General features: G+C 45.2%; 9 protein-coding genes and 3 tRNA genes. 10 read left to right on the top strand and 2 right to left on the bottom strand.

All coding sequences use genetic code 11. From position 1 onward, the window contains the following. Positions 1–261 precede the first annotated feature (261 nt). From CI960_RS07380 to htpG, 5 genes are all read left to right on the top strand, one after another. Entirely contained in the window at positions 262–702 is a 441-nt protein-coding gene (locus CI960_RS07380; protein WP_005857644.1) for a MarR family winged helix-turn-helix transcriptional regulator, read from the top strand. Further along, positions 683–2002: a TolC family protein gene (locus CI960_RS07375; RefSeq protein WP_005857646.1), complete on the top strand. Its 1320-nt coding sequence runs from the start codon at positions 683–685 to the stop codon at positions 2000–2002. The genes CI960_RS07380 and CI960_RS07375 overlap by 20 nt, the downstream gene beginning before the upstream one ends. A 15-nt stretch (positions 2003–2017) precedes the next feature. Then, on the top strand, positions 2018–3088 hold the full coding sequence (locus CI960_RS07370) for an HlyD family secretion protein (protein ID WP_009017263.1): 1071 nt from the start codon (positions 2018–2020) through the stop codon (positions 3086–3088). Then, positions 3085–4689 carry an MFS transporter gene (locus tag CI960_RS07365; protein WP_009017262.1) on the top strand — a complete coding sequence of 535 codons (1605 nt, stop codon included), beginning with the start codon at positions 3085–3087 and terminating at the stop codon, positions 4687–4689. Before CI960_RS07370 ends, CI960_RS07365 begins: the two co-directional genes overlap by 4 nt. A 170-nt stretch (positions 4690–4859) precedes the next feature. Next, complete coding sequence (gene htpG, locus CI960_RS07360; RefSeq protein ID WP_005857652.1) at positions 4860–6914, top strand: molecular chaperone HtpG; 2055 nt, start codon at positions 4860–4862, stop codon at positions 6912–6914. Between the two features lie 57 nt (positions 6915–6971). Here the strand turns inward: htpG and CI960_RS07355 are convergent, their stop codons facing one another. Next, positions 6972–7295 carry a co-chaperone YbbN gene (locus CI960_RS07355; RefSeq protein ID WP_005857654.1) on the bottom strand — a complete coding sequence of 108 codons (324 nt, stop codon included), beginning with the start codon at positions 7293–7295 and terminating at the stop codon, positions 6972–6974. A gap of 112 nt (positions 7296–7407) precedes the next feature. Between CI960_RS07355 and CI960_RS07350 the strand changes: the two genes are divergently transcribed. The 5 genes from CI960_RS07350 (at position 7408) to nrfA (ending at position 11682) form a co-directional block, all read left to right on the top strand. Then, positions 7408–9726 (top strand): patatin-like phospholipase family protein, encoded by a 2319-nt coding sequence (locus tag CI960_RS07350; protein ID WP_005857656.1) that lies wholly within the window; start codon positions 7408–7410, stop codon positions 9724–9726. A gap of 76 nt (positions 9727–9802) precedes the next feature. After that, positions 9803–9879, top strand: a tRNA-Arg gene (locus tag CI960_RS07345). Positions 9880–9906: 27 nt separating this feature from the next. Next, a tRNA-Arg gene (locus CI960_RS07340) sits at positions 9907–9980 on the top strand. A gap of 28 nt (positions 9981–10008) precedes the next feature. Beyond that, positions 10009–10082 (top strand) — tRNA-Arg (locus CI960_RS07335). A gap of 139 nt (positions 10083–10221) precedes the next feature. Further along, positions 10222–11682 (top strand): ammonia-forming cytochrome c nitrite reductase, encoded by a 1461-nt coding sequence (gene nrfA, locus CI960_RS07330; protein WP_005857658.1) that lies wholly within the window; start codon positions 10222–10224, stop codon positions 11680–11682. Here nrfA and CI960_RS07325 read toward each other — a convergent pair. Next, positions 11679–13994 (bottom strand): ATP-binding protein, encoded by a 2316-nt coding sequence (locus CI960_RS07325; RefSeq protein WP_005857660.1) that lies wholly within the window; start codon positions 13992–13994, stop codon positions 11679–11681. The genes nrfA and CI960_RS07325 overlap by 4 nt on opposite strands. Positions 13995–14079: the final 85 nt, after the last annotated feature.

Genomic DNA, 14079 nt, shown 5'->3' with positions numbered 1-14079 from the left:
GGTTTGTTACGCTTTCAGTCTATACGCCTGTCTTTCATACACATACTGTGCCAGCATCTGCCATCGCCTTGGCACAGCTGTGCCACACTGATGGCATACCCGTGCCATAGTGATGGCAAGCCCGTGCCACGCCGATGGCAAAGCTGTGCCACCTAGATGGCAAACATACTTTATTAGCGAGACGCTAATTAGTTAAACATTTGACTAATCCGAGAAAAAACGCTATCTTCGCGCCCAGCAAGTTTAAAAGAATTATAAGTAATGGTAGAAGGTAAAGAATTCCGGGAACTTATGTTACAAGTTGTCCGCACACGCATGGCATTTCGTCGGTCTATGCAACGAACGCTGAAAAAGAACAACGCCGGTATAACATTTGAGATGCTTCAAATCTTGAGTTGCCTATGGCACGAACAAGGTATCACCCAACAGGTCTTGGCAGAGAGAACGGCAAAGGATAAGGCTTGTCTGACAAACCTAATGAACAATTTAGAGAAGAAAGGCTACGTCCATCGGAAAGAAGATCCCGAGGACCGGAGGAACAAACTGGTTTTCCTAACCCCGGAAGGAGAAGAATTCAAAAAGCAAATTCGCCCGATCCTTGATCAGGTTTATGTACATGCGGAGCATATTATCGGAATAGAGAACGTAGAAACCATGTTATCCGAATTAAAAGCAGTACATAATGTCCTTGAGAATATATAAAAAGCACGTATTGAGCCTCTTTTGTATGACGGTCGCTACATTTCCGGCAATCGCCCAAACGGATTCGCTCTTCTTGACCATCGACCAGCTTTTTGAGAGAGGCGTACGGCACAGTCTGCAGATCCAAGCAGACATCTTAAAAGAATCGATAGCGCGAGAGAGAACGCATACGGCCCGTTCCGCACAATTACCAGACCTGCAAATCGGCTTGAAAGGTGGATATGTAGGGCAACCGATCCTCTTTGAGCAAGGGCTTGCCCACCCGACTCGCCCGGAAGCGCCCGATTGGTCCCAGAACTATGCCATCGACCTTACCCAACCGATATACCAAGGCGGTAAAATCCGGTATTCCATCCGGAAAGCGGATCTGGAGAAAGAAGTCGCCTCTTTACAAACGCTCACAGACCAGAGTGAGATCAAGCTCAGTCTATTAAATCAATACATCGGTCTTTTCAGCCTGTTTAAACAACGTGAGGTGCTTTCCCGTAATATCGAGGAATCGGAACGCCGCCTGCAAGATATCCGGCGTATGAAAAAAGAGGGACTGATAACCAATAACGACGTATTAAGAAGCGAGATGCAATTAACCAACGACCGCCTATCCTTGCAAGAAACGGATAATAGCCTCATACTGGTATCACAGCAATTGGATATCCTGATCGGTCTCGATGAGAATCTGTTGCTCAAGCCAGACACCACGTTACTGGACCAAACCGTATCTTTAGAAACTTACGAAGATTATGTAGCCCAAGCCTATTCCAATGATCCGGCGATACGTCTACTCCGGAAACAAACAGAGTTAGCCCAAAACGATATACGTTTGACTAAAGCCTCATCGCTACCCAGCCTATCGCTATATGCGTCGAACACATTGGCACGTCCAGTCTCCCGAACATTAGCGGATATGTACAATAACAACTGGAACATAGGTCTGTCGCTCTCCTACCCTTTATCCTCTTTATATAAAAACAACCATAAGATAAAGGAAAGCAAATGGATGGTCTCGTTACATAAAAACGAGGAGGAACAGAAAAAACAGAAAATCCGTATAGAAGTGCGCACCGCGTTCTTACGTCATAAGGAAGCTCTACAAGAAGTGGAAGCCTTGAAGTTATCCGTACGGCAAGCTCAAGAGAACTACAGGATCATGCAAAACCGGTATTTAAACCAATTGGCGATCCTAACCGACTTACTCGACGCGAACTCGGTTCTCCTCAACGCGGAGCTACAGCTCACGAATACCCGTACCCACGTGATTTACACTTACTATCAACTACAGAAGGCTTGCGGCCGTCTCTAAAAAGAAACAACGACTATGGCAAACGAATTAAAAGAGAAACATCAAAGACTAAAGAAAGTAAGGACACGGAATATAGTATTAAACTCCATATGTATCCTTTTAGCCGGTTCCGGCATTTGGTGGACAGCCAATTATTTCTGGCGTTACATCAATTATGAGGTGACAAACGATGCCTTTGTGGACCAATATATCGCCCCACTAAATATACGTGCCTCCGGCTACATAAAAGAGGTCCGTTTCAAGGAACACCAGTACGTTCACCAAGGGGACACACTTCTCATATTGGACGATCGGGAATATCGGATCAAGGTAAAAGAGGCAGAGGCCGCGTTGATCGACGCCCAAGGATCACAAGACGTACTTCGTTCCGGTATCGAGACCTCCCATACGAACATCGCCGTACAAGACGCCAACATCGCCGAGGCTAAAGCCAAGCTTTGGCAATTGGAACAGGATTATCACCGATTTGAGCGGCTGCTGAAAGAAGAATCGATCCCCGAGCAACAATACGAGCAATCCAAGGCCGCTTTCGAGGCGGCGCAAGCCCGATATCAGGCGTTGGTGGAACAAAAGAAAGCCGCTTTCTCCCAATTCACCGAAACCAGCAAGAAGACAACAGGAGCCGAGGCGGCGATCTTACGAAAAGAAGCGGATCTAGATTTAGCGAGGTTAAACCTTTCCTATACCGTTATAACCGCCCCTTACGACGGTCATGTAGGCAGACGGACCTTAGAGCCCGGACAATACGTGCAAGCCGGACAAACGATATCCTACCTCGTACGAGATAAAGACAAATGGATCACGGCCAATTACAAGGAGACCCAGATCCCCCACATCTATATCGGGCAGAAAGTACGTATCAAGGTAGACGCGTTGCCGGGAAAGATATTCAACGGGGAGGTAACCGCAATCTCCGACGCCACAGGCTCCAAATACTCATTAGTCCCGACCGATAATTCCGCCGGAAACTTCGTCAAGGTACAACAACGTATCCCGGTACGGATAGACTTGGAAAATCTATCGCAAGAAGATACGCAATATTTAAGAGCAGGCATGATGGTTGAAACAGAAGCCTTACGCAAATGATCACGATGAAAGAGCTTGGGGCACCGATCCGCCAATGGGTGCCGGACTGGTTAGGATTGATCTGTATCTTCATCGTTATCCTTCCGGTCACGATGCTAAACGGCTCGTACACCGGCAGTATGCTGGAGGTATCAAACACGCTAGGCACGAACACCGAGGATATAACCATGGGATATTACGCGGCAGCGGCGGGAATGGCGGTATCCTATCCGATTATCCCGAAGATACTGGAAGCCTTCTCCATCAAATTCTTATTGTTGGCGGATTTAGTCGCCCAGTTCTTCCTAAGCTGGATCTGTGCCCGCTCCCAGAACGCCGACATATTGATCGTCTGTAGTTTCGCGATCGGTTTCCTGAAAGGGTTTCTCATGCTGTGGTTTATCCGGTACGCGCAAAAGATATTCAGCCCTAAAAATATACGTAGCCAATTCTATTCTTACTTCTATCCTTTTGTTTTCGGAGGGGGACAAGCATCCATGCTTGTTACCGCACAGTTAGCCTACCATTACGACTGGAAATATATGTATTACTTCATGATGCTAATGATTTTATTGGCCATAGTAATGGTAATCATCTGCTTCCGCCATAACCGGCCGATCAAGTCCATCCCCTTGGCCGATCTACACATCCGGGAAATGTTCATCATATCCATCGGATTGTTAATGCTTATGTATGTCATTAATTACGGGAAAGTACTCGACTGGATGGCATCCCCCAAGATTTGCCTTTATATCATGATCGCCCCGATATTGATCGCTTTATTTATTTGGTATCAATATCATTCGGAACGTCCGTACGTGAATCTGGCGCCTTTATACCAGCCGAAAGCCATTATCGGTTATTTCTATATGATGCTTGTCATGTTTTTCAGTACTTCGACTACCTTGTTGACCAGCTACCTGACCAGTATCTTAAAGGTAGACAGCACTCATACCTATTCCCTTTATACTTATTTGCTTCCGGGATATGTCTTGGGGGCGTTCATCTGTTTTTGGTGGTTCCGGTGGCAACGTTGGCGGTTTCGTTTCTTGATAGCGGGAGGAATGAGTTGTTTCGTCCTGTTCTTCGGGAGCCTTTATTTCGGGATCTCACCGGATAGCAGATACGAGATGCTCTACTTTCCTATATTCCTCAGGGGATTGGGCATGATGGTTCTTATCATAGCTTTCGCCTTATTTGCCGTGGAAGATTTAAATCCTAAATATTTATTGTCAAACGCTTTCTTTCTCATCATTTTCCGTTCAGTATTATCCCCCATCATGGCGACTTCTTTTTACAGTAATATACTATATCGCTTGGAACAAAAATATATGTATTCCTTATCAGAAACCGTTACGCTGGCCGATCCTCTAGCCGCCTCACGCTATAACCAAGCGCTTGGCAATGCCTTGACCCAAGGGCATCCCTACGACGAGGCAGCGCAAATGGCTACCAATACACTCTATAATACGTTACAGCAACAAAGCTTATTATTGGCGTTAAAAGAGATACTGGGGTATTTATTAGTCATCTCCTTATGCATAGCGATCGTATCCCGCTTTATCCCATTCCATAAAACCATCCGTGTTACATTCGCCAAGACAGGAGATGATATGGTTTGATCAAACTATGCCCGGCTGCAAATCTATCAGCCGGCATCTGCCTTTTTGTCATTTATAGTTTATCCGAAACATTTTGGCATTCGTTTTGTATAGGAATAGGCGGATCTTGAGAATGATCAGGATCAGGAATACGCACAAAATAACAATAAAAATAATAAGATATTCAGACTATGAGCAGTAAACAAGGTAACATCGGAGTAACATCGGAAAACATCTTTCCGATTATCAAGAAGTTCTTATACAGTGATCACGAAATCTTCCTTCGTGAACTTGTTTCTAATGCGGTAGACGCTACCCAGAAGTTAAAAACGCTTTCTTCCGTAGGCGAGTTTAAAGGCGAACTCGGCGATTTGACCGTACAGGTTAAGTTCGATGACAAAACGATCACGATCTCTGACCGGGGTATCGGTATGACGGCCGAGGAGATCGATAAGTACATCAACCAGATCGCTTTCTCTGGCGCCGAGGAGTTCGTTGAGAAATACAAGAACGACGCCGCTTCTATCATCGGTCACTTCGGTCTTGGTTTCTACTCCTCTTTCATGGTTTCCAAGAAAGTAGAGATCGTGACGAAATCGTACAAAGAAGGCGCTGTTCCCATGAAATGGAGCTGCGACGGTACGCCGGAATACTCCTTGGAGGAAACGACGAAAGAGGATCGCGGTACCGATATTATCCTGTATATCGACGACGAGAATAAAGATTTCTTGAACAAGGATAAGATCAATGGCTTATTGACAAAATACTGCCGTTTCTTACCGGTTCCTATTGCGTTCGGCAAGAAGCAAGAGTGGAAGGATGGCAAATATGTAGATACGGACGAAGATAACGTAATCAACGACACCAAACCGGCATGGGTTCGCAAACCGGCCGATATGACCGACGAGGATTACAAGAAGTTCTATCGTGACTTATATCCTATGACGGATGAGCCGTTGTTCTGGATTCACTTGAACGTAGACTATCCGTTCAACTTGACCGGTATCTTATATTTCCCTCGCATCAAGAGCAATATCGACTTGCATCGTAACAAGATCCAGTTATATTGCAACCAAGTATTCGTTACGGATTCCGTAGAGGGTATCGTTCCTGAGTTCTTGACATTATTGCATGGTGTATTGGATTCGCCGGATATCCCGTTGAACGTATCCCGTTCCTATTTGCAAAGCGATCAGAACGTGAAGAAGATCTCCAACCACATCACGAAGAAGGTGGCAGACCGCTTGGAAGAGATCTTCAAGAACGACCGCCCGCAGTTCGAGGAGAAATGGGATAGCTTGAAACTATTCATCCAATATGGTATGTTGACTGATGAGAAGTTCTACGACCGTGCGGTTAAGTTCGCCTTATTCAAGGACGTCGAAGGCAAATACTTCACTTTCGAGGAATACAAGAACTTAATCAAGGACAACCAGACAGACAAAGAGGGTAACTTAATCTATCTGTATACCACCAATAAAGACGAGCAATACAGCTATATACAAGCCGCAAAGGACAAAGGTTACAGCGTCTTGGAAATGGACGGACAATTGGATGTACACTTGATCGGACAATTGGAGCAGAAGTTCGAGAAGAGCCGCTTCGTTCGTGTGGATAGCGATACGATCGATAACCTGATCCGCAAGGAAGACTCGAATAAGGTAACCTTGAGCGAGGAGCAGAAAATGGCCATGCAGGAAGTATTCAAGAGTCAGATGCCGAAATTGAACAAGACCGAGTTCTACGTAACATTCGAGGCATTGGGCGAAAACGCGAACCCTGTCATGTTGACACAAAGCGAGTATATGCGAAGAATGCGTGAGATGTCCGCTATGCAACCGGGTATGTCTTTCTATGGCGAGATGCCGGATAGCTTCAACTTCGTATTGAATACGGATCATCCGTTGATCAAGAAAGTATTAACTGAAGAGGAGCAAGCTTGCGACGAGAAGTTAAAACCGATCCTTAGCGATATCAAAGGGTGGGAGGCTCGTCAAGCCGACTTACGTGAGGCTCAAAGCAAAAAGAAAGAAGATGAGATCACGGCGCAAGAGAAAGAGGATATGACCAACACCAACCATAAGCTGGATGAGCTTCGTGAGCAACGCAACCAAGTTCTCGCCGAGTACGCCGGTACGAACAAGACAGTTAGTCAGTTGATCGACCTTGCTTTGTTAGGAAACGGTATGCTGAAGGGAGAGGCCTTAAGCCAATTCATCAAACGTAGCGTAGAACTGATCGGATAAACCAATCCTCACATATATAAAAAACCGTTCCTTCTCGGGGGAACGGTTTTTTTAGTTTCAGCCCACGACATCCTCGACCACTTTCCGCAACCTATCCAAGTTCATCTCGCCGGATTGTCTCCACAAAGCCTCCCCTTTCCGTAGCAGGATAAAAGTAGGAATCGATTCCACCGTATACAAATCGGCAAGAGCGCTCTCCTCCTCGATATTGATTTGTACCACTTCTAATTTTCCTTTCTCCAATTCCTTGAACTCCTTCACGATCGGCATCATTTTCTGGCAATGAGGGCACCAATCCGCATAAAACTCAGCCATGACCAAAGCACCAGTCTCCATAACGGTCTTATTCCGCTCTTCCCTATTCAATTCTTTCTCTTTCATAACATCTTCTGTTTTAATTGTATTGATAACTCAACAATACGAAAAAACAAAATGTTTATGTTTCTAAAGAAATACTTCTTACATTTGGAGAAGAAAAACAGATTGGGTTCATATGAGGAAAATAACAGTTATCATAGCCTTATTCCTTGCTGCCATTCAGATTGTTTCCGCCCAGAAAGTAGGGTTGGTACTCAGTGGCGGCGGTGCCAAAGGAGCGGCACATATCGGAGTGATCAAGGCGCTGGAAGAAAATAATATACCGATCGATTACATTACCGGTACCTCCATCGGGGCGATTATCGGTAGTTTATACGCCATGGGATATTCCCCCGAGGAGATGCTGGAGCTGATGCTTTCCAAGGAGTTCTCCTATTGGCAAACAGGTACGGTGGAGGAGCAATATACCTATTATTTCAAGGAGCCTTACCCGACCCCGGAATTCGCGCATTTCTCCATCGATATGTCCGATTCCCTACAGATCAAGGCTAGCTTCTTACCGCAAAGCTTGATCAATCCCATACAGATGAATCAGGCGTTCATGGCCTTGTTCTCGCAGGCGACGGCAAAGGCGGGGTGGAATTTCGACAACCTGTTTGTCCCTTTCCGTTGCGTGGCCTCGGATATATATACTAAAAAGCCGATCATCTTTAAGAATGGGGATCTGGGAGACGCCGTACGTGCCTCCATGACTTTCCCGTTTTTCTTCCAGCCCATATGGAAAGACAGTATTCCTTTATTCGATGGAGGTATCTACGATAATTTCCCGGTAGGCCCGATGAAAGACGCGTTCCACCCGGATTTCATTTTCGGATCGACGGTATCGGGAGGGAATAAAAAGCCTTCGGAGAATCCTTATAACCAGATCGAGACCATGATCATGCAAAAGACCGATTACGAGGTACCGGAGGAAGATGGCATGATGATTAAATTCAGTTTTCCCACCGTCTCCTTATTGGATTTCCAGAAAGGTAAGGAGCTTATGGACATCGGGTATAAACGTACCCTTTCCATGATCGACTCCATCAAGCAACGGGTTCCCCGGGAAGTGCCTTTAAATGAGGTTACCGAAAGAAGAAAAGCCTATAAAGAGAACCTTCCCCCGCTGATCTTCCGCAATATTTACGTGACGGGCGTATCCGAGGCCCAGCGTAAATACATAGAGGCCCAATTACACAGGGATATCAATAACGAGTTCTCCATGGAAGAGTTCAAGCGGGCTTATTTCAAGATGCTGACCTATTCCAAGATTAGGGAAATCATGCCGCATGCCGTTTATAACCGGAAAGAGAAGAAATTCGATCTTTACCTGGACGTGAAGATGAAAGAAGAGATCACGGTTGGCTTCGGTGGAAACGTATCGTCTCATCAAGCGAATCAATTATACCTAGGATTGGGGTATCAATATCTGGGACGGTTCGCCGCCGACGTAAACTCGAACTTTCAAGTGGGTAACTCCTTTAGTGGTGTCATGTTGAGTGGCCGGATGTACCTGCAAACGCAAATCCCCACTTATTTAAATTGGCAAGGAGTCTTCTCGGACAAGAAATACACGGAAAGCCAATCCCTCTTTTATGAGGATATAGTGCCCGCCATGATTAAGCAGAAAGAACTGTACATGAAACTAAAATTAGGCTTCCCCTTCCTCAACCACGCGAAAGCGGAGATCGGGTTCGCCTACGGACGGTTGAACGATTTCTATTTGCAGAGCACCACGATACCTTTCCCGAACGCCTCTTTCGACCATAGCTGGTACGATTTATTCAGCGGCTCGTTAAGTATCGAGCAAAACTCACTCAACACCAAACAATACCCGATAAGCGGAAAACAGCAATTCCTAATCGCCCAATACGTAACCGGTACGGAGAAGTATACCCCATCCCCCACTTCCGCCACGACGGAAGCCCCGATTGGTCGCAAAGTGCATAGCTGGCTGCAACTGAAAGGGCGCTGGAACCAATACCAGACGCTGAGCAACCGTTTCAACTTAGGTTATTTGGCGGAAATGGTCATATCCAGCAAGAACCTCATGAATAACTATACGGCTAGCGTATTACAGGCCCCGGCGTTTACCCCGACACCCCATAGCGAGATTGTATTCAACGAGGCGTTCCGGGCGAACCAATATGTGGCTTTTGGGCTTTCCCCGATCTTGAAGTTAAGCAAGCTTCTGCACTTCCGGTTGGATATGTATGGCTTCGCTCCACTCTATGAAATACAAAAGACGGTGCCGGAAAACAACCCGTATGTCGGAATCCCGCATTATGGTAAGTTTTTGCACTCGTTTAATTATATGGGTGAAGCGGCGGTCGTATTGCAATTGCCATTCTTATGTATCAGTCTGTACGCCAACGGATACAGTTATCCGAAGGAGAATTTCAACTTTGGCTTAAACATTGGTTACCTGATCTTCAATCCAAAAATGTTAGATTAAATTCGCAAAAAAGTAGTCGAAACGTTTGCATATTTAAAACAAAAACGTACCTTTGCACTCGCAATCACGAAACAATGGCCGCGTAGCTCAACTGAATAGAGTAGCTGACTACGGATCAGCCGGTTACAGGTTTGAATCCTGTCGCGGTCACCATTCGAAGATAGCAATAGAATATATCTTGGCTCCTTAGCTCAACTGAATAGAGCATCTGACTACGGATCAGAAGGTTAAAGGTTTGAATCCTTTAGGAGTCACTTGAATATTCAAATTCATTTACAGATTGGCTCGCTAGCTCAACTGAATAGAGCATCTGACTACGGATCAGAAGGTTATAGGTTTGAATCCTATGCGAGTCACTTGAGAATCCTTATTTCATCCAGCGTCTTCGGAAGCAATGAAATAAAGATTTTTTCAATTTCTACCGGTCGTATCATTATTATTCATATATTCGCAGTTAATACAAAGAATATTTTATTTAAGATAAAAGGTAAACACTTGAAAGCACACTATAAAACTTCTATAGCCATAAGTCTAATCGTCATTATCGTATTAGTGATCTTACGTACTACTGTTACCGGACAAGATAGCATCAAATTCATCGACAATACCGATGATCAGCCAATCGATCAACAAAACAGCGACTCTATAGACCTTCGTTATTCCAATGAGTACCAAAGTTGGAAACAAACCTCGGACACGACTTTCCGCAGTTTGTTTAATGGGAACCAACAAGCTGATATCTTGGCCGAACATCCCGGAATGATGGTATTATGGGCAGGATACGCTTTCTCCAAAGATTATCTAAGTCCCAGAGGGCATATGTATTCCATAGAAGATCTATACAAAAGCCTGCGGACCGGCGCTCCCATGACCCCGACGAGTGGTCCCCAGCCTGCCGCATGCTGGGCATGTAAAAGTCCGGACATACCCCGCTTATTAACGACCACCAATGCCAAGACCTTATATAAGAAGAAATGGGCGGAGCTAGGCAACGAGATCGTGAATCCAATCGGATGCGCAGACTGCCATGAGCCGCAGAGCATGGGATTGCGCGTGACCCGCTCATTCTTGAAAAGTGCCTATAAGCGCAACGGATTACGTATAGAGGACGCAACCGAGCAAGAGATGCGATCTCTAGTATGCGCCCAATGCCACGCCGAATATTATTTCCAAGGAGAAGATCGTATACTAGCCTTACCTTGGGATCAAGGTTATACAGTAGAAAATATAGAAGCCTATTACGATAGCATAAACTTCACCGATTTCACCCATAAATTAAGCCGGGCACATTTGATAAAGGCGCAACATCCGGATTTCGAGTTATTCCAGATGGGCATTCACGGGCAAAGAGGCGTTTCCTGCAGAGAATGCCATATGCCTGCTATCGGGGAAGATGAGAACCGGTACAACAACCATCATATCAAAAGCCCGTTGGCGATGATAGACCGTACTTGCCAAGCCTGCCACCGGGAAAGTGAGGAGACCTTACGCAAGGATGTTTATGAACGGCAAAACAAAGTCTACGCCATACGCATGCGTGTAGAGGAAGAATTGACAAAAGCCCATATAGAAGCGAAATTCGCTTGGGACAAAGGCGCTACGGAATCTCAAATGAAAAACGTATTAAAACTGCTCCGGCAGGCACAATGGCGTTGGGACTTCGCCGTGGCCTCACACGGGGCGGCTTTCCACGCGCCCCAAGAAGTCACACGTATCTTGGGCAGCGGACTCGATAAGTCTACCCAAGCCCGCATCCAGATCATGAAGGTCTTAGCGCAGCTAGGCTATACCCAAGACGTTCCGATGCCGGATATCTCCACGAAAGCGAAAGCCCAGCAATATATCGGCCTCGATATGGAAGCCGAGCAACAGGCCAAACAAAAGTTTTTAGAAACCGTCATCCCCCAATGGCAGGAAGAAGCGAGGGCCAATAAACGATTCATCGAAGGTAATTAAGTTCTTTCCTCCAGCTCCAACCCCGGGGTATAAGGTAGCGAGATCGTAAACTTACTACCTACACCAACCTCGGATTCAAGCGATATGCTTCCATGAAACGTATGAACGATACTCTGGCAGATCGCTAACCCCAAGCCTGTACCTTGGGCAAACTCATCTAGTTTCTGGAAACGCTCGAATACCTTTTCCTTTTTATCATCAGGAATGCCCTTACCCGTATCTTTCACGGAAATAAGGATCGATTTTCCATCTGCGCTAAGTTCGTATCCGATCTCGATATATCCCTTAGCGGTAAACTTCACCGCATTATTAATGAAATTGGTACAAACCTGCGTCAACCGGAAATGATCCGAACGGATGATAAGAGGTTCATGGGGAACCCTTATCTTTAACTCCACTCCCTCCGGCATCATCAATTGATGCGTATGGAAGATATCTCCCATCAGTTTACTCAGATCGAGGTTCTCATAAGAGAAAGACATGCTACCGGATTCTATGCGTGATAGATCCAAGATATCGTTGATCAGCTTAAGCAACAGGTCACTGTTTTTGGTAATCAGATCTATAAACTCCGCCTTTTCCTCCGGTTCCAAAGGCATATCCGAATTGAGCAATTGGGAGAAGCCTACGATCGCATTCAGAGGCGTACGTATCTCATGGCTCATATTCGCCAGAAAGACTAATTTCATCCGATCGGATTCCTCCGCTTTCTGGCGGGCGGCTATAAGGCTATTCTCCGTATCTTTTATCCGCTGGATATTCAAGCATAAGCCACTTACCTCAACAGCTTCGTCACCGGAAACCGAATCTTTCTCATTCTTATTTTGGGCATAGCGAAATTCCCACCACTCATACCCCTTCTTATTAAAGTTACAACGACGTTGCGTCACTTTCCGGGAAAGAAAGCCACTATCCAGCAGATTCCGGTCTCGAAGGAAATTATCCAGTTCTTCAGGATGTATAGCATCCTGAAACTCCTCGATTTTCATCGGTACACAGGGCATACCTAAATAATGGTAGAATCTATTATCAAACTCGAATACCCCTTTGCTATACCGAAAAGCGAAAATGTTGCCGCTATCCAACGCAAAAGAAAGAAAAGTCTTCTCCCTTTTTAACTTCTCCTGCGCATCCTTCTTATGTAAAGCCTCCTGTATATATCGCTTTCTTTGGTAACTAAAAAGCAGAAGCAACATCACCACCAGAATAAAGCCGGCAGCCCATATATAATATTTATATTGAACGACAAACGGCATATTCGCAATAATAGCTCCTTCCGGCAATTTACTACTATCAATGCCCCAACGTTCTAACACACCGTAATCAAAAACATAAGCCTTGTTACTCCCTTCGATTTGCGGAAAATCGGACGGGGGCGTTCCTTTCAAGATAGAGACGACCCGGTTTACAGCCCCCTCTACCTCATCCTTAAAGACAGTGACATACCCGCCAACTACGCCATTCTGATTTCCGATCAACTCATTGATCACGGAGAAACATGGAAAGGCGCTGAGCCGCCCCAACGAGATTGTCATATAATCCCTCTTGGTTGCCAGATACGCTTTATTATAATAATTCTCGCCGAATCCCTTAATCAGGGCATTCGCCGATTTCGTACTGAGTGTGCTTATATACATCGTATCCGGCTTTATCTTAGGTATATCCGATATCGAAATCCCGTTCTTTCCGGATAAACGTACCCGATCCAAGGAATATATATTGTTCACGGCACAAATATCCTGAATCTGCGCATTCATGTCCGCCAGCATCATATTATCCTGAAAGGTATCATCCGAGACTCTTATGACGATGCAATTACCAACAAGCCGCCGTATCAATTCTATATTCCTCTTATAATCCGGTTTATCATAAAAGCCCGTCATATTCGGATATTTCCGGATGATCGGGATATTGGGATAACTAACCCCCATAAACACGACCGGGATCGATTTAGCGAGGGGATGCCTGCTACTTATCAAAGCGTTTAAGGCTTGATCGTCATTGACCAGAATAATATCCGGGTTCCATGTCGATAACCCATTCAGTTTCTTGAATAATTTCTGTCGCTGTTGCTTCTCCGAATATTGCTCACAATCCAAATAAAAAGAATAGACACTCGCATGTATCCCCTTCTTCCGCAATTCACTCGACATGATTTCCTTCATCTTCTCATAGGCGGGAAAATGTTTTTCGTAAGATTGAATCACGAGTATACGCTTCTCCTCCGATAAGTCTGTAGAGGATTTACATGATATACAGGTAACAAAGAGAAATATGATAGATATTATTCCAAATAAGCGCTTAGCTGGCATATCGTTCCTTTAAGGTGTTTTCTATGACTTTACAAAACTAAAGATTTATTTCGTACATTTGAGCATATTTTTCACGAAATACAAT

The organism is Parabacteroides sp. CT06 (assembly GCF_002257605.1).
Classification (GTDB): Bacteria; Bacteroidota; Bacteroidia; order Bacteroidales; family Tannerellaceae; genus Parabacteroides; species Parabacteroides distasonis.
Note: the sequence above shows the minus strand (reverse complement) of the source record. Positions and strands in the feature narration are given on the sequence as shown.